Source organism: Bacillus cereus, assembly GCF_015071065.1.
Lineage (GTDB): Bacteria > Bacillota > Bacilli > Bacillales > Bacillaceae_G > Bacillus_A > Bacillus_A cereus_BA.
This window is the reverse complement of the sequence record NZ_VOVA01000016.1, coordinates 26,568-44,397: the sequence shown is the minus strand read 5'-3', so window position 1 is coordinate 44,397 and position 17,830 is coordinate 26,568. Positions and strand designations below refer to the sequence as shown.

Here is a 17,830-nt window from a genome sequence, read left to right as displayed (position 1 = left end):
AATTCTTTATTTAATGTAATTGAAAATATGAACTTGGAAAGCGATTCTTTTTAATGTGAAAAGAATCGCTTTCTTGTATTCCTATCATGAATAGTATAAAAGAAAAAATCTATTGGCTAGAATCAAATCAAAAGACCCTTCCTCAAGTATAATCACTCTTCACATAATAATACTGGAGGAAGGAAAATTCATAGGAGAAATTATATAAAATACAAGAATAGGGTGATCTAATTTCTAATGGTCCCAGTATCTTTTATTTTGACGTGTGTCTTTACATTTATTTTAGCCTCTGCTAACGCTTGCAACCAATTTCCTTTTAGTTTTTTCCACTCTTTATATTGAAAAGCTCTAGCATATAGGGATAATCCGATTGGATCAATTTTATTCTGCTGTATTTCATCCAAAATATCTTGTAACTTCTTATTAATTTCTTTTTGAATAGCGCTCTTTAAATTATTTATGTTTTTTTTATTATCATAATGTCCCTTAATTAAATTCGCATTGTTTTTTTCTATTAAAGCTACATTTGCATTTATATCGAGATTAAATACAAACTTTCCGTTTTGAAAATTAACATCTACCTTCCTTGTCGCATTCTGTACCAAGATAGAAGTGTTTGGTTTTTTGTTGGATTTTTTAGGAGGAAGCGCAAGGTGTAGTATCATCCGACCTTTATTTTTGGGCTTATTTATAAGATTGAAGAATTTAACATCTTTTTTAGGGATACGAGTTAAAAATTTTCCTTGTCGATCTAAAAGTGCAATTCCTATCGTGTCAATTTCATTTTTTGTTTTTTTGATAACTGGAACAGCTTGTGTCATTCCTTCTTCATTTTTTTCTCTCATTAATTGTTGAATAGTGGAAGAAACGGATTGATTATTTTGAATGGAGGATTCGATTACACTACTTATATAAGATGGTAGTGATGGTTTATCGGGCTTATTAATTGTGAAAATTTCTTCTACAGGTCCATCAACAAGTACTACTTTAGCATTAATGGTAGCGTAAGGATCACGGTAAGAAGAATCAAGCTCCTGCATCCAATTTGCTTCTTGTGCTAATTTTTTTCCAATTAAAATGATTTCGGCTTTGGAGGCTGTCATATAACCCGTTAACTTCGTATCTATCTTACTGAATCCATTATATACAGTTGATGCCTGCGTCCAATGCTCTATAGTACTTTTTTGCTGTTTATGATGAAAGAGTGGTATGCTTGTGCCCACCTTGACGTCTCCATTAGAGTTTCTATCCAAGGCAATTAAAAGGATTAATGAAACCTTCTCAAGAGGAATTCTCTGACTACAACCAATTAAACATACACAACAGATTACAATCCATATCCATTTTCGAATCAAAGCTGTTTCCTCCTAGTAAACCAAGTAAAAAGAATGCTGTAAGCGAAAAAGAAGATTGGTAATAAAATAAAGAAAATGATATTTAATATATCCATAAGAGAATATATAAATAAATATTGATCCACATCGGGATTTAGAAAAACGAATAAGCCGAATATTAATAGCATAAAACCAACTAGCACCCAATTGCGAACGGTTTTTTGAAATAAAATGGTCACAGATTCGAAACTGAAAAATAAATACGGATATATTGTAGTGGAAAATACAATCAAATAGTAAGCGATATATATAATTTCTAATCGTTCTACGAAAGAAAAACGAACCCCTTTTAACAGATGAAATACTGGCCAAATTACGTCTTTTATCCCCTCCGGACTAAAGTATATATAAGAAAGAATAGTCACATATATATAGAAAAACATGGTTCCAGTATTCGCTATTAGTATTCCTTTTATGGCTTTTTGTTTTTTTTGTAAGAACGGATAAATAAAATATGCAATTTCTAAGCCTGCATAAGGAGTAATGGTTTCTTTTGTTGCCTTTAGAATAGGGTATATGCCATCTTTAAAAATAGGTAGTAGATGTAAAGGATTGTAGTTACTTTTTAATGAAAAAAGAAGAAATAGTGGCATCCAAGTAGTGAAGAAGAAAACAAGCATAGAATAACTAGTAAGAGCCCTTAACCCACTCAGGGCTAAAATGATAAAAGGCAATAGTAATAATATGGCGATTTGATAAGCAGGAGTGGAAGGGAATATCCACACTTTTACAATATCAGTTGCCTTTAATAAAGTATTAAAACCAGCAAAAAATAGATAAAAGGCATATAAAAGAAGAAAAATTGTCCCTAGCCATTTACCAAAGTATGTATTTAAGATCTGAGAGAAATTTTTGTTGGGATTTTTTTGTAACATTAATATAATAATTACGCCAATTATAGAAGTAATTATCCATCCCAGAATGATAGAAATCCAGCCGTCTGTACCAGCGGTAGTGGCAAGAGGGCTTGGCATAATTAACATACCTGATGCAAGTTGCAGTGAATGAATGAAAACAATATATTCGAATAAGGTTATGCTTTGGAATTTAAGATTCCCCATGTGAACCACCTTCTTTTTTCTTTCTTTGTTTCGGCTGTCCTGTACTCGAGCGGGTGGTGATCATAGAAATAGGAAATCTTACAAAAGAATCTTTTAACTCTTGGAAACGAAAAGGTGCAATTGGCAATCCATATGGTGAACCATAGGAAGTTAGTGAAACAAAATGAGCAAATAAGAGCATTAATCCACTAACAATACCTACAATCCCATAAAAATAGGCCAATAACATCATTGGAAAACGAATAAGCCGAATACAACTTGATAAATCATAATTAGAAACAATAAATGATGCAATGGCAGTAATAGACACGATAATAACCATAACATTACTCACAAGCCCAGCTTGAACAGCCGCCTGCCCAATTACAATCCCTCCAACAATTCCAATTGTTTGTCCAATTGGTTGTGGTAAGCGAATACCAGCTTCACGTAGCATTTCTAGTGTGATTTCCATTATAAAAGCTTCTAATAAAGGAGAGAAAGGGACTTTAACTCTTGACGTTGCAATAGAAGTGTATAGATCTAAAGGAATGATTTCAAAGTGAAAAGAGACTATAGCAATATAAAATGCAGGTAAAAAAATAGCTATATTAAATCCTGCAAATCGTAATAAGCGAAAAAATGATGCAATGAGCCAATGTATATTATAATCATCTGGAGTCTGAAAAAATCCAATTAAATTCATTGGGACAATCATCGCACCAGGAGATCTATCAATTAACACTGCTACTTTTCCATCAAGTATATGATTAGAAATGGCATCTGGGCGTTCACTTAAATAAGCCTGTGGAAAAGGAGTCCAATTTTGATCCTTTGTAAAATTAGATAATTCTCCAATGCTCAATACCGCATCCGTTTTAATTTTACAGATTCTAGTTTCTATTTCTTGGACCACATCTTCGTTTGCTACATCCCCTAAGTAAATTAAATAGACTAAAGAAGTGGCGCGTTCTCCAATTGTCAATTTTTTAATTTTCAATTCAGTAGAAGGAATATATCGACGAATTAAGCCTATGTTTTTTGTGGCATTCTCAATAAACCCATCATGTGAGCCTTTAATAGTAACTTCTGAAATGGGTTCTTGAATCGCTCTCTCTGCCCAACCTTTTGTATTTATTAGAAGGGACCTCTTTTCTCCTTCCATAAACAGTACACATTGTCCCTCAAGTAATCCTTCTTTAATTTCATTCCACGTATATACTATTTTCGTATGAGTAGCAATAATATTAGAATTAAATATTTGACTGTCTTCATTCACTTCTTGTAATAATGGTGTAACAACATTTCCTTTTAATGCAACACCATCTGTAAGGCCTTCAAAATAATATAGTAAAATATTCGTGTTTGTTTTTAATTGCAAAGGATGTTCAATCAAATCTGCACTAATATCAAAGATGTTATCTAATGTATTTTTAAGTTCATTTAAGTTACTTGTTTGGATTTTTTCAATGGTTATATCTGTCTTAGTTTCTAAGGTCTCTTCATTTAAGGACAAGATTGACACCTCTTTAATATATAACGATTAGTTGTATTTATTATTATTATATGATTGAATTTTATTCACTAATTTAAACTGATTGAGATCAAGAATAACTAAGTTTGATGTGCTATATTATAAATTCAATAATTGAGAGCAAAAAGTAGATGTAATTTGTGTAGAAATCTAAGTACAAGATAGAATTGAAATTTGAATGATTATAATAAAAAAGAACCCTCGATAGGTTCTTTTTTATAGTTGGTAAATATGTTGTCAACGATAGATGGCGATAAAGGTAGTAATTTAGATGTCTTTATGTTACTCAGCTGAATTTTGTAGGAATAATTTTTTTTCCATACCTCAATGCTCAATAAAAGAGGACATTTTATTTATTTGGGTGTTTTAGTTTATTTGAATTTTGCACGCTAACAAATTTGTTTAGGGACAAAATGCGAATTATTGTTCTGAATTAACAGAAAAATAAATGCGACAAAATTCCTATTAGTTATTTTGGTAGGTATCAAATATTTCTTTGGCCTTATTTTCTTGATATTACCGTACGTTTATATGTTTCTAAGGGAAAAAAATACTTTCATTTTTATCACCATCTATTGTTTGATTAAGATGGTAACATGAAATTGAAGCGTTTACAACAAGAAAATAAAGAAAAAACATTAAAATACGACTTTTTTCGACAATTATTATGTGCTTATATACTATATTTATAGGAAAAGGCATGGGAAAAGATACCTTTTTTATAAAATGTTTTGTTGGGATTAGAAATAACTAAAGGTAGTAATAATAGCTTAAAATTAAAATGAAATTCAATGAATATGAGTCCAAAGTCATGAAATTAAATGATAAAGTTATAATTTTCTTTTTTTGGACCGTAAGTGTTTTAAAAGTATGGTCAAATTTTAATCCAACTTGCATTTCTTCCTTTTTTAACTAGCTTAATATGGCCAAACAATTGCAAGGAATTTAAAGCCTTACTGATTGTACTCTCTGCTATGTCTGGATATGTGTTACGAATACTCTCCTTAGTAAAGGGTTGTTTTTGTTTAAGTATAAAATCCTGAATTCTCTCAACTTTAGTATGTTTACATATAGAATCTAGAACTGTATTATGAAGATCTTTGTAAGCCTCTAATATAATAGTTAAAAACGTTTTTAACCAAAAGCTACTATTATGTTCCTCACAGTACCAATTTACCGAAGATTTATAAATTGAATTGTAATATTCAGATTCATTTTTCTTGATATATTTATCCAAACATACATATTTTACAAATGTATGGCCACTCTTAATTAATAACAATTGCATTAACATAAGTGCCAGTCTACCATTACCTTGATTGAAAGGGACTATGCAATAAAAATTTAATATAAAACGAGCTATTAATAAAAGTGAATGTAGCTCCTTACTAGTATTTAATGAGTTGTATTGATCACATAATTGTTCCATAAACTGTGGAATAAGCTCATGTGGAAGAATGCGGTAACTACTCAAATGCATTCCATATTCTGGGATACCTGGAATGATAAATGGTTTTTCGCGCCATTTGGCACTGTCAGAGGTAATGTAATGTATTAGTTGAAAATGTAATTCCTGTATAGTTTCTGGGTTAATTAATAAAGTACAGGAGTTTTTATGTACAAAAGAAAGTGTTTGATAATAACAAAAAGTAGCATCTTCTGAGATGTTTTGAGGTACTACATCATCTAAAATAAGTTCTTTTAATCTTTTATTAGGAACTTTTATATCCTCATAAATAGTAGTGAAGTTTTTAATGTAATGTAGTGGTATAGTCTTTTCTAAACTATTAAATATGTCAGGATTTTGTTCCTGATAAGCAACTAATTTTCCTTTAAACTCGCTAATTTCACTTATTAAATTTATTAACCTCCTTTTTAATTCAATATTTTTATACTTATCATCAAAAAAGCTTCTCATTTTAGTTCCCCCTGTAACCCCTTAACACGTTGTTACATAAATCTTTCCATTCTAAAGGTATTTTACAACATTATTTAATAATAACAATATGTTTATTTTGTAAATGTAAATAAAATTCTATTTTTGTGTGATTATTATAAGTTTAGTTAACTGTTATATCTGTGGGAATGTGCTAAAAATTAACTAATTATCACAAATAAAATATAGAAATCTTAAAGAAGAACGATAACATTCAATTTTAATAGGCATAATCCTAACATCAAATGTACAAATGTACAATAACAAAATGAAAAAATATAACAACATCGACTATTTACAGATTAAATAAATTAAGGATGTTATAGGGTTCATATAAAATTAAATTGTGACAATTATGAACTTGGTATCCTTAATTGTTATTATTTTATTTTTAAAATTAAACAATAAGAGCTGTATTTTCTATATTTAAAATAAGGATCAGATAAGGTATGCTGATGAAATGTATCATATTCTATACAGTTATGTATTGTTTAATACTTGCATTGTAAAATATTGTGACATAAGTTAATTTAAATATCAGGTACAGGAACGTTTAATAAAAACCAGTAAAAAAGTACCCTGAAAAATGTTTCACCCTAAAAACGTTTTTCTCATAAGCACTAAGGTTTTTTATTTGTTTCTGTGCCTTATTAGATAAAAATAATATAATAATTTATTAAAATGTGATAAAAATCCTGTGATTTGGCTGTAGGTAAAAAAGAGTAAGGAAGTAAAGAGCAGGAGATGGCCATTAATAATAACTATACAGTTAAATTTGCATTCAATTTTTGAATTTAACTGACGATCGAATCATTTAATTGTTAAAAAACTTGCTTATTCTCTAGGTTATGCAAGCTGTAATCTTAGGAGTAAAAGTTTAGGATTTAAGAATTTGTGTTTATATATCATACATGTTTTTTATAATTCTGTGACTATATGTGGATATCAACAGAAAAAAGCCTGGAAAAAACTGAGTTAATCAGTCTCTTCCAGGCTTTTTTCTGTTTGTTAACAATAAATTGTATTTATTTCATTTACTGAAGGATTATATTAATCTTTCTCGGAATATAGGCTATTCACTTTTGCAGGAATGCATAAAAAGAATAGCCTATATTTTTGTTGAATTAGTATGAATAATATTGCATTAATAATGTAGCTATCGAAGAAGATTAAATAATTGCGAGCATAATATTTGAATATTTCGTGAAATTTTGTATGTTTTTTATTTCTTTTTTAATACATAATGATACAAAATAGAGCTATTTTATTTAATTTAGCTTGATATGAGATTGAAAAATATAATAAACGTGCCTATCTTTGTGAAATATTATTATATTAGTAGGTGATTTGTTTGTGTATTCCTATATTGCTATTATATTAGTGTAAACAAAATATGGGGGGACAAGAATGAACTTGAAATTAACATCTAAATTAGAAAGATTAAGAAAAAGTAAAAAAGGAATTGGTGCTTGCGTTTTAGCTGTAGGAGTGACGGCAATTACAATGATTCCTCAGAATGCATATGCACATGGGTTTGTTGAAAAACCAGGTAGCCGTGCTGCTTTATGTAGTCAGAATTATGGAGCGTTAAATTTAAATTGCGGAAATATAATGTACGAACCCCAAAGCTTAGAGGCTCCGAAAGGATTTCCTGAAGGTGGACCAATTGATGGGAAGATTGCATCAGCTGGAGGACTGTTTGGGGGCAGTTTGGACCAACAAACATCAAATCGCTGGTTCAAAAACATAATTAATGGTGGAGCTAATACATTTACATGGAAATATACAGCGGCACACTCTACAAGTAAATGGCATTATTACATTACCAAAAAGGGATGGGATTCTAATAAACCATTAACACGAGCTGAATTAGAACCAATTGGAACTGTAAATCATGATGGTTCGGCAGCATCAAATAATTTAACACATACAATTAATGTACCAACTGATCGTAATGGTTATCATGTTATTTTAGCTGTATGGGATATAGCGGATACATCAAATGCGTTTTATAACGTAATTGATGTAAATCTAGTAAATAATGAAATTCCTGATACAGTAGCACCGAGTCAGCCAATAGGATTAAATGCATCTAAAGTCACTGCCAATGGTATCGAACTAACATGGAAGACTTCAACTGATAATGTAGGCGTAAAAGAATATCAAGTGTTACGTAATGGAGAAGTAATTGATACGGTACCAGGTATAACTTTTACTGATAAAAACCTAACAGCAGGTAAGGAATACACGTATACAATAAAGGCATTAGACGCCGCTGGAAACATATCAAAAGAAAGTGAAAAACTAAAGATTAAGACATCAAATGAAATTCCAGATATAGAGGCTCCGACTCAACCTAAAGGATTACATAGTATGGGTACAACGGCGACAACTGTTGATTTGATGTGGAGTCCGTCTGAAGATAATGTAGGTGTTGACCATTATGTTGTATATAGAGAAAACGCAGGGGTTATGAATAAAATTGGGACAACGGATAATACATCCTTTATGGATAAAAATTTAAAGGCAAATACATCGTATAAATATGTAGTTACGGCGGTTGATTTAGCTGTAACAACAAAGCTAGAGGACTCTACTTATGAAAAATGGGATGCAAGAAAAGCATACAATAAAGGTGATAAAGTAGTACATGAGGGAAAAGTGTATGAATCGGTTCAAAGTTATCAAGGGAACGGCGATCCAAATTGGATTTTTGCACTATCGCTTTGGAAGCCAGTTTTAAATAAATGATAAGTGGAAAAGGGTAGTTATCATTTATTCTATGTGCAATACCGGAACAGGGCTGCAGTTTTTAATCTCCATCCCAATACATACGAAATGAAATCATTAAAGAATCCCAATGGTATTCCATCAAAAAGGAATACCATTGGGATTTTTTATTTTCTAATTTGTAATAGCGTATATTTTCACTGTAAATTTGTTAGTGGCACCAATTGGACTTGCAATATAATATTTAGTATTCGTGTAAGCTTCAGTCCTAGATCCATGTGAAATATTTTTCCAACGAATAGAATCTGTACCTAGGGAAACATCAATCATTACATTGAAAGAAATAGTAGAAGGATGATCTTTTTCTGAAGGCTCAATAATCCATTTTAATTCCTTGGTACCTACAGGTAAACTATCAATTTTAAAGTTTTGACTGGATCGATTTTTTTGACCGGATAAAGGACTAGATTCGGAAGAAATTTGCGAAATTAATATTTCTTTTTCATTCGAATATATACCATTTAATTTAATGATACTATCAATTAAACCTGGTCCAGGAAAATCAGCTGCAATGATACCAGTATGTTTAATTCCACCTTGTTGTAATAGCTCAGTTCCAAGTGTATTCATTCCACCATAAAATACTTGACCATTTATATCACGTGGGAAATCTTTCCACGCATTAGTTGTAGCTTTTTGAATCATCTTGGGGTTACTATCAGTATTTCTGCTCTCTTTACCACTTGCAACAAACCAAGGATAAACATTATTTAATAATGCAGCAGCACCACCTGTGCCACTAAAATGGTTAAGATAGATTTTATCATTGTTAAAATTATTATTTGCATTTTGAAGGTGGGTTTTCACCGCATTCCATTTTTCATACATTCCGTCTGGTCCGTTTTCAATTTCAAATGTATCTTGTATATTTAAGCTATCGTAATTAATACCATATTGCTGAGAGGCTGTAAAGTTTTGTAAGATTACAATTTTCCCTCGGATATCGCCTAGAGTAGGATTATTTCTTTTTGAAGTTGGTACAGAACTCGGATCCCAAAAATAGGAGGAATTAAGGTCTTTGTATTTTTTAAGTATTTCTTCGAATGATAGTGAGCCACTTTCAGGAGTAGTTTCTTCTTTTAAGCGCATTAAAATTGTTTCTGTCGGATAATCTTTTAAAAATTGAATTGCCTCTTTTAATACATCTTCAAACATCGCTTTTTGATTTACAATCCCATGGTACATTGCAAAAGACCCTTTAACACGTTTAACACGCATATCTACATATCGAATTCCAGAATTTAATTGTTGGGGTAGACTCATAGTTTGATTTCTTGTCAAATTTTCATCAAGAAAACTTGCTCCATGTAAAGCCATTGTACCGTGAGTCCCTGGAATAGATATTTCACTTAATTTTGTTGAATCTGCTACTTTCGACATCCACGCTGGATTTTGATAGCCTATATTGGATTCATAGGAATAACCGGGATGACTATCAGCAAAAATAGTAGATGATGTACTTAAACTTGCTAGTATAAAACAAGTAAAGATACTAATTTTTAATAACATTCTCATTTTTATTTTGTGCATTTTATCTCTCCTGACTTTTAAACAATAGATATAATAAAATAAAGTGATTTTTAACTATATCTATTGTTTTTATCCTTAAAGTAATGAATGTTTGTGTTTGAAAAAAATATAAAATAGGGGTGGTAAGTTACTTGAGATTTTAATAGATTGTTGTAATAAATTTTATCTAATAGCCAAACGGATTCTTAAAGAATGGAAGCATAGATAAGTAAAAAAACAAACTTTTCGCTGTACTGTATACAAACAAAACAGAAGTCTTAAAAAAGACTTCTATTTTGTGACATATAATGAATGATAAGGTGGTTAACAAATCAAGATAATGTGACTGAGTGGTATAAATCTATTTATAGCTGTTTCAGAATTTCTTATAATAAGGTTATCTACGAAAAACGGGCCGCTGCAAGGCTTATAAAAATCAAAAAATTCTACTCATTGAAACTTAAACTAACTACAGTTGCGATAGATTGGGCTGCGTGTTCCCAGCTTCCATCTATAACTTTCCCAATTTGTTGACCAAGTGCATTTAAATCATTTGGATTAACTGGAATCCCATTATACGCAGCAAGAATTGATAAAAGTGGAGCGGCAAAAGGTGTCCAACCACCTCTATCAATATTAAATACAGGCTTATCTATTACCTTTCCATCTTGCACTGTAAACTCATAATAAAATTGATCATCTGGACGAAAACTTAAATGATGAGAAATTTGTCCCTTAACATATGTTTTACCGACACCTAAATTTACTACTTCAATTGGTTTTACATTAAATTCATGCTCAAATACTTTAATTTTTTTAACTTCTGGACCATTTAAGGCAGCTTTAACTGCTGTTTCCAAATTATTTTGTGCAAATGGTTGAATACTCATCTGTGTCTCTTCTTGTTGGATAGGAGCCTCTTTTTCAGCAGCAAACACCGATGTACTTGGTAGTGCACCTGTAGCCAATGTAGCTGCAAGTGCTGTCGTCATCATGATTTTTCTTTTCATCTTCATAGTTTTCTTCCTCCCTTAAAGTTATGATATATAATTTTTTAAAGACTGACATGGGGCAATATTTTATTTCATAATGCATGCAAAAAACTAGTTTAAGAATTATGTGAAATTATGTCAGAAAATTAAAGTTAATTATATATGCACTTACAATGATAGCTATCTACACATGTTTTTTCAATTTTCTAACAAATAATACAGTAATACCTTTTCATAAGGCAATTTAGTGTTTCAATTCTCTCTTTGTACGTTTTAAACAAATTAAAATCGTAGTGGTAATAATATATTTGTAATCAAATGTCGTATATATTTCGAGAAAAGTACACAATATTTTTATAAAAAACTATAGGAATTATCATGATATAGTTATCAAACTAAGTAAGATAAATGTTAATATTATAAAGAGATTCCAGTGATCTGCTATAAAATTACTGAAAAATGAGCATGACATCATACACGCATGCGATTGAAAAATTTTATAAGTGGCGTATAAAACTATAACAAATACTACAAATCAATTAAAAAATTTCAGTTATTCTGAATGCGAAGGGCACGTAATATTTATTGTGAACTGTAGTACTGATCAAGATTTTAGGAGGAAATATGAACAAGAAGACTAAAAGAATCATATTAATTATTGGTATATTAGTAGGCATTAGTATCTTTTTATATTTACAAAACAATTTAATAAGTATAACTGAGGTTAAAATAACCTCTAGTAAAATTCCCTCTTCTTTTAAAGGATATAAAATACTACAAATTTCAGATTTACATAATAAAAAATTTGGTGATAATCAAGACGTTTTAATTCAAAAAGTAAAAAGCATAAATCCAGATATTATTGCTATTACGGGTGATTTAATAGACAGTAAATCGTACGATGCAGAAATTAGTATGCAAGTAATACGAGAACTTGTAAAGGAATATCCGGTATATTTTGTGACAGGAAATCATGAAAAATGGTCAGGAAAATATAACAGTTTAGAAAAAGAATTAAAGAAACAGCATGTCACTGTTTTAAGAAATGAACATGTAATAATACAAAAGGGAGGACACGAAATAAACTTGTTAGGAATTGATGATCCGGAATTTAATACTGGAGATATTGATGAAGGAAGTATTGTAAAAGATGCAATTGTAAAAGCAAAAATTGAAACGCAGCCAGATAGGTATAATGTATTATTATCCCATAGGCCTGAATTTTTAGAAGAGTATGCTGACGAGAAAGTAGATTTAGTTTTATCGGGTCATGCACATGGGGGACAAGTTCGGTTACCTTTTATTGGGGGATTAGTTGCTCCTAATCAAGGAATACTGCCCAAATATACAGCGGGTTTATATGAAAAACAAAATACGTCTATGATAGTTAGTAGAGGATTAGGCAATAGTATCATTCCGCAAAGAATTTTTAATAGACCTGAGATTGTAGTCGTGCAGTTAAATTAATCTGTACGGCTTTTTTGTTCAGGGGAATAATTTAAAGGTAGTTTTTCTTCAGTACAAATTTCCATTACAATTTTGTTAAAATTTTTCAACGTTACATAAAGTAACAAAATTTGACCTATTGAGTTTGTTATAGTGTAAATAATCAAAAAAATAAAAATTAGTCGAGTTAAAATAGTTATTATTAAACGATATTAAAAATATAAAGGGGTGTACAAATGCATAAAGAATTTGAAATTGAAGAATATACGGCGATCGAGGAGCAAATTCATTATTATAGTACGTCTTTATTAGTAAGTCATCCTGAACAAATTGTAAAGTATTTAGAAAAACGGTTAGAAAAGTATGCAGAAACGTTACAATATGCACATTTATATCCGGAAACGGTTATTTTACCAATACAGCAAATAGTTATCGAATATTCTTTAGATGTTGCTAGAATTAGAAGGTATTTAAATTTAAAAACATAACAAAAATCGAATGATTTTCAATGAAACAGAGTCGACTTTAAGAAAAGATATTCTAATGTCGACTCTGTTTCATTGTTTTAATAATTAACAGAAAAAATATTTATTAGTATTGTTTGACATATAATAACTCGAGAGTAAAATAAAAGTGAGTACTCACTCATTTTATAGAAAAGGGGGATTTAGTGTGCAGCAATCTTCAATTATTTTACGAGATGTATCAAAAAAATTTGGAAAAAAAGAAGTTTTGTATAACCTTTCGTTGCAAGTAGAAAAAGCAGAGATTTTTGGCTTGGTTGGACCTTCCGGATCAGGGAAAACAACACTTATTAAAATGATTGCAGGTATTAATGAGTCAACTACAGGGGATGTCATTGTTTTTAATACAAACATGCCTAATTTAAATGAAATGAAAAGAATTGGTTATATGGCTCAGGCTGATGCATTATATGAAGAACTATCGGCATATGAAAATGCAGATTTTATTGCAACGATGTATGGGTTAAAAGGTAAGCGTAAGAAAGAGAGAATCGAAGAAGTTTTTGAACTTGTACAATTATCAGAGCATATGAAAAAGCAAGTACAGCATTTTTCAGGTGGAATGAAAAAACGTTTATCATTGGCGATAGCACTCCTTCATGAACCTGAAATATTGATTTTAGATGAGCCAACAGTTGGGATAGATCCTCTTCTTCGAAAATCGATTTGGGAGAAGTTTTATGATCTTAAAAAGAAAGGAACAACTATTATTGTAACAACGCACATTATGGATGAAGCTGAGTTTTGCGAACGTCTAGGGCTAATTAGAGAAGGAAATTTAGTTGCGATTGGCACACCGGAGGAATTGAAAAAACAAACATCTTCTGGAAGAATTGAAGATGTCTTTATGTTAGAAGGAGTGATTGAATCATGAGAGTTAACGGTGTAGTCATCCGTATCATTCGTCAATTTTTTCGAGATAAGCGTTCTTTAGCAATGATGTTTGGGGCACCAATGTTATTGCTTTGGTTATTGTCTCTAGTATTTACACAAAAAGACTACATACCGCATATTGCTGTAGTCGATGTGCCTGCTCCTATAGTAAAAGCAATGAAAAATCAAGAAGCATCAATTTATGAATATAGTAAAGACAAGGCAATTTCGGAGTTAGAAAAGCAAAAGGTAGATGCAGTAATTCATCTAGAGAATGGAAAAATGAATCTTCTATTAGAAGGTAGTGATTCATCAAAAAATCGTGCGGTACTTCAAGTATTGCAAAAGAGTACAGAGAAGAATGATGTATCAATGATGAAGCCTGAAGTGGATTATTTACATGGCTCTAAAGATATTACGATGTTTGATGGACTTGGTCCCGTGTTAATAGGTTTCTTCACATTTTTCTTTGTATTTATATTGTCCGGAGTTTCTTTCGTAAGAGAACGTTTAAGTGGTACATTAGAGAGATTATTGTCCACACCAGTGAGAAGATGGGAAATAGTTGTAGGATATATTATTGGTTTTGGAATCTTTGCATTTATACAATCTATTATAATTGTAAGTTTTTCAGTTTATATTTTAGATTTATATGTAGCTGGCTCAATATGGCTAACGCTACTTATAACATGTATGCTTTCTTTAACTGCACTAACATTAGGCACATTTCTATCGGCATACGCAAATAATGAATTTCAAATGATTCAGTTTATACCGCTTGTTATCGTGCCACAAGTCTTCTTTTCTGGGTTGTTTCCAATGGAATCCATGAATACATGGTTACAAATGTTAGGTAAATTATTTCCACTCACATATGGTGCTGACGCTATGAGACAAGTAATGATTCGGAATCAAGGATTTGCAGAAATTGCTTTAGATCTTACTGTTTTACTTCTTTTTTCACTATTATTTGCAGTAGGAAATGTATTTGCTTTAAAGAAACATCGCAAAATATAATAACGACAAAAAGGAGCATTATAGATGGAGAAGGATTGGCTGGAAGAATTAGTTGCCGCAACGAATACTGATAAACGTAATGAACGTCAAATGCGTATATTAGAGGCAGCTGTTGATATGTTTGGAGAAAAAGGGTACGCCTCAACTTCAACAAGTGAAATTGCAAAGCGAGCTGGTGTAGCGGAAGGAACAATCTTCCGCTACTATAAAACGAAAAAAGATTTATTGTTTGCAGTTGTAATGCCGACTTTAACAAAGTTCGTTGCTCCATTTTTCATACAAGCTTTTGCGAAGGAAATATTTAAAACAAATTATGAATCGTATGAAGGACTTTTAAGAGTAGTAATTCATAATAGGTTTGAATTTGCCAAAAAGCACTTTCCAATGATAAAAATATTAATTCAAGAAGTACCATTTCAGCCGGAACTAAAAAGTGAAATACAACAATTAGTAGAAACAGAACTACTTTCACATTTTAAAAAGTTGATTGTAAAGTTTCAAGAAGAAGGGAAAATTATTGAAATGCCACCATCTTCCGTATTACGTCTTACTTTATCAGCTGTTTTAGGATTTCTTTTAACTCGGTTTTTATTATTGCCTGAAGAGAAATGGGACGATGAAGTGGAAATTGAAAATACGATTCAATTTATATTGTACGGATTAACACCACGGAGGTAATAAAATGCTGGATTGTTTTGCGGTGCAGTATTTAATTTTTTTAGCACCTTGCAATTGAAGAAGAAGGTAAATTGTCGAATTTTATTACTTGAGAGCATTTCCTTTTAAGTTTGTATCCAATTACTCATTTAAAACTGATTAATAATATGAAACAAATCGTAGAAATTTAACTAGATAATATATATTTGTTAGGGCATATAATCAAGTGAAATAAAAAGAATTAGGGAGTATTATTGCGAATCAAACTCAAGAACAAACTGAGTTTGTTTTTGAGAATTATGCGAGGAATTTATACGAATTATTAATGTGCATACAGCAATATACATTAAATATAAATGTATGTGAGCATATTTTGTATATTCCAAAACGAAACTAAATAATAAGAAAAGCTCATTTTTTAAAACTTCTACACATGTATTTTAAAAAGAAAATATCACTTCGCAAATGGCCCATGATTTTAAAATCAGGGGCCATTTGATTTGATAAAAAGTATTTATCCCGTATTAACGGGCAGTAAGACTCCCACCTTAAAATTCGGCTGTAAAGCAAAGAAGTTAAGTGGGAGATCAACTGTCCGTAAAAGCCCGATTGGTGCGGGCTAATAATCAGTGGAGGATGAACTAAACCCCCACTGATTAAAGTTTCACTTTATTAAGACAAACATATTTTGAGCCATACCCTGAAGGGCTAGTAGAAATTTCTGATTCGGGAAAAGGTAGAGATTATTAAACAATAAATTACACAATTCGACACAAAACTTCCTATGTTGTTGTAGAACAATGTAGGAATTTTTTTGTGCATTGGTACAGAATCTGTTTTAAAATTAAGTTATGACAGAATTATAGCAATTGTCTAATTAATATTCGTGTCTTTTAAGAAGTAATGTTTGTAGTAGAAACTCGCATGCTGTCGAAACTCAATATTCGATAAGGGGTGTGTAGCGGAATGGAATTTACTCTAACTCGCGAAAAACAAATGATTAAAGAAATGGTACGTGACTTTGCTGAAAAGGAAATCGCACCGAAAGCTGTATATTATGACAAAACTGCGGAATTTCCATATGAAACATTTCAAAAAATGGGCGAACTAGGATTATTAGGCATCCCATTCCCAGAAGAGTATGGAGGTTCAGGTGGCGATACGTTATCGTATGCGTTAGCAGTTGAAGAAATTGGTCGTGCTTGTGGTGGTACTGGTTTAAGCTATGCTGCAACAATTTCATTAGGTGCTTCTCCAATTTATTATTTCGGTACAGAAGAACAAAAACAAAAGTATTTAGTCCCAATGGCGTCAGGTAAAACATTAGGTGCTTTCGGATTAACTGAGCCAAACGCTGGATCTGATGCAGGAGGCACACAAACGAAAGCAATATTAGATGGCGATGAATATGTAATTAGTGGCGAAAAGTGTTGGATCACAAATGCAGAGTATGCAAATACAATTATTGTAACCGCTATCAACGGTGCTGAAGACAATGGTAAGAAACGTATTTCTGCATTTATTGTACCGACGACTAGTGAAGGATTAACGATCTCAAGTCCGTACGATAAGATGGGTGTTCGAGCTTCTAATACTTGTGAAATCGTACTTGATGGTGTGCGTGTACCGAAAGAAAATATTCTTGGTGATGTAAATAAAGGATTTAAACAATTCTTACATACACTTGATGGAGGACGTATTTCAATCGCAGCATTAGCAGTAGGTATTGCACAATCTGCATTTGAACGTGCATTACAATATGCGAAAGAACGTCAACAATTTGGTAAAACAATTTCTAATTTCCAAGCGATTCAATTTAAATTAGCTGATATGGCGACTGAAGTGGAATTAGCGCGTACTTTAGTACATAAAGCAGCTTGGTTAAAAGATAACGATAAACCTTTCGGTAAAGAAGCGGCTATGGCAAAGTTGTTTGCATCTGAAGCAGCTAGTCGTATCGCGAATCATGCGGTACAAATTCATGGTGGATATGGCTATATGCGTGAATATGAAGTTGAACGACATATTCGTGATGCAAAACTTTTAGAAATTGGTGAAGGAACTTCTGAAATTCAACGTCTCGTAATTGCAAGACATTTAGGATGTAGATAAAAAGGA

Annotated in this window: 13 protein-coding genes and 3 pseudogenes; 9 read left to right on the top strand and 7 right to left on the bottom strand. The window is 31.4% G+C overall.

The features are described from left to right. Positions 1–10: 10 nt before the first annotated feature. The 5 genes and pseudogenes from FT637_RS30060 to FT637_RS24055 all read right to left on the bottom strand — a co-directional run. Positions 11–88 (bottom strand): annotated as a pseudogene (locus FT637_RS30060) (undecaprenyl-diphosphatase); the annotation flags it as partial. 139 nt (positions 89–227) lie between these two features. Beyond that, a complete protein-coding gene (locus tag FT637_RS24070; protein ID WP_193648426.1) occupies positions 228–1,355 on the bottom strand; it encodes a Ger(x)C family spore germination protein in 1,128 nt (375 codons plus the stop codon). Beyond that, a complete protein-coding gene (locus FT637_RS24065; RefSeq protein WP_193648425.1) occupies positions 1,352–2,455 on the bottom strand; it encodes a GerAB/ArcD/ProY family transporter in 1,104 nt (367 codons plus the stop codon). The genes FT637_RS24070 and FT637_RS24065 overlap by 4 nt, the downstream gene beginning before the upstream one ends. After that, positions 2,442–3,950, bottom strand: coding sequence for a spore germination protein (locus tag FT637_RS24060; protein ID WP_193648424.1), 1,509 nt, complete (start codon positions 3,948–3,950; stop codon positions 2,442–2,444). The genes FT637_RS24065 and FT637_RS24060 overlap by 14 nt, the downstream gene beginning before the upstream one ends. A gap of 892 nt (positions 3,951–4,842) precedes the next feature. Then, positions 4,843–5,886, bottom strand: coding sequence for a Fic family protein (locus tag FT637_RS24055; RefSeq protein ID WP_193648423.1), 1,044 nt, complete (start codon positions 5,884–5,886; stop codon positions 4,843–4,845). A gap of 1,425 nt (positions 5,887–7,311) precedes the next feature. Here FT637_RS24055 and FT637_RS24050 point away from each other — a divergent pair. Then, complete coding sequence (locus FT637_RS24050; protein WP_193648422.1) at positions 7,312–8,655, top strand: lytic polysaccharide monooxygenase; 1,344 nt, start codon at positions 7,312–7,314, stop codon at positions 8,653–8,655. Positions 8,656–8,808: 153 nt separating this feature from the next. Here the strand turns inward: FT637_RS24050 and FT637_RS24045 are convergent, their stop codons facing one another. Both FT637_RS24045 and FT637_RS24040 read right to left on the bottom strand, forming a co-directional pair. Continuing rightward, complete coding sequence (locus tag FT637_RS24045) at positions 8,809–10,224, bottom strand: phosphatidylinositol-specific phospholipase C (protein ID WP_193648421.1); 1,416 nt, start codon at positions 10,222–10,224, stop codon at positions 8,809–8,811. A gap of 425 nt (positions 10,225–10,649) precedes the next feature. Continuing rightward, on the bottom strand, positions 10,650–11,219 hold the full coding sequence (locus FT637_RS24040) for a methyltransferase (protein WP_193648420.1): 570 nt from the start codon (positions 11,217–11,219) through the stop codon (positions 10,650–10,652). Between the two features lie 600 nt (positions 11,220–11,819). Here FT637_RS24040 and FT637_RS24035 point away from each other — a divergent pair. The 8 genes and pseudogenes from FT637_RS24035 (at position 11,820) to FT637_RS24000 (ending at position 17,824) form a co-directional block, all read left to right on the top strand. Further along, a complete protein-coding gene (locus tag FT637_RS24035) occupies positions 11,820–12,662 on the top strand; it encodes a metallophosphoesterase (protein ID WP_193648419.1) in 843 nt (280 codons plus the stop codon). A gap of 215 nt (positions 12,663–12,877) precedes the next feature. Continuing rightward, positions 12,878–13,129, top strand: a complete 252-nt coding sequence (locus tag FT637_RS24030) for a hypothetical protein (protein WP_002017002.1) — start codon at positions 12,878–12,880, stop codon at positions 13,127–13,129. Between the two features lie 184 nt (positions 13,130–13,313). Next, positions 13,314–14,039, top strand: coding sequence for an ABC transporter ATP-binding protein (locus FT637_RS24025; protein WP_193648418.1), 726 nt, complete (start codon positions 13,314–13,316; stop codon positions 14,037–14,039). Continuing rightward, complete coding sequence (locus FT637_RS24020; protein ID WP_193648417.1) at positions 14,036–15,055, top strand: ABC transporter permease; 1,020 nt, start codon at positions 14,036–14,038, stop codon at positions 15,053–15,055. The genes FT637_RS24025 and FT637_RS24020 overlap by 4 nt, the downstream gene beginning before the upstream one ends. 24 nt (positions 15,056–15,079) lie before the next feature. After that, a complete protein-coding gene (locus FT637_RS24015) occupies positions 15,080–15,733 on the top strand; it encodes a TetR/AcrR family transcriptional regulator (RefSeq protein ID WP_193648416.1) in 654 nt (217 codons plus the stop codon). A 226-nt stretch (positions 15,734–15,959) separates the two neighbouring features. Then, a pseudogene (locus FT637_RS30695) lies at positions 15,960–16,109 on the top strand (DUF1722 domain-containing protein); the annotation flags it as partial. Positions 16,110–16,381: 272 nt separating this feature from the next. Beyond that, positions 16,382–16,462 (top strand): annotated as a pseudogene (locus FT637_RS24005) (DUF1722 domain-containing protein); the annotation flags it as partial. Between the two features lie 216 nt (positions 16,463–16,678). Further along, positions 16,679–17,824: an acyl-CoA dehydrogenase gene (locus FT637_RS24000; protein WP_193648415.1), complete on the top strand. Its 1,146-nt coding sequence runs from the start codon at positions 16,679–16,681 to the stop codon at positions 17,822–17,824. The last annotated feature ends 6 nt before the right edge of the window (positions 17,825–17,830 follow it).

Excerpts from the sequence above, each read along its gene's own strand:
- FT637_RS24065 (WP_193648425.1), bottom strand. The coding sequence starts at position 2,455 with ATGGGGAATCTTAAATTCCAAAGCATAACCTTATTCGAATATATTGTT.
- FT637_RS24055 (WP_193648423.1), bottom strand. The coding sequence starts at position 5,886 with ATGAGAAGCTTTTTTGATGATAAGTATAAAAATATTGAATTAAAAAGG.
- FT637_RS24050 (WP_193648422.1), top strand. The coding sequence starts at position 7,312 with ATGAACTTGAAATTAACATCTAAATTAGAAAGATTAAGAAAAAGTAAA.
- FT637_RS24045 (WP_193648421.1), bottom strand. The coding sequence starts at position 10,224 with ATGCACAAAATAAAAATGAGAATGTTATTAAAAATTAGTATCTTTACT.
- FT637_RS24040 (WP_193648420.1), bottom strand. The coding sequence starts at position 11,219 with ATGAAGATGAAAAGAAAAATCATGATGACGACAGCACTTGCAGCTACA.
- FT637_RS24035 (WP_193648419.1), top strand. The coding sequence starts at position 11,820 with ATGAACAAGAAGACTAAAAGAATCATATTAATTATTGGTATATTAGTA.
- FT637_RS24030 (WP_002017002.1), top strand. The coding sequence starts at position 12,878 with ATGCATAAAGAATTTGAAATTGAAGAATATACGGCGATCGAGGAGCAA.
- FT637_RS24020 (WP_193648417.1), top strand. The coding sequence starts at position 14,036 with ATGAGAGTTAACGGTGTAGTCATCCGTATCATTCGTCAATTTTTTCGA.
- FT637_RS24015 (WP_193648416.1), top strand. The coding sequence starts at position 15,080 with ATGGAGAAGGATTGGCTGGAAGAATTAGTTGCCGCAACGAATACTGAT.
- FT637_RS24000 (WP_193648415.1), top strand. The coding sequence starts at position 16,679 with ATGGAATTTACTCTAACTCGCGAAAAACAAATGATTAAAGAAATGGTA.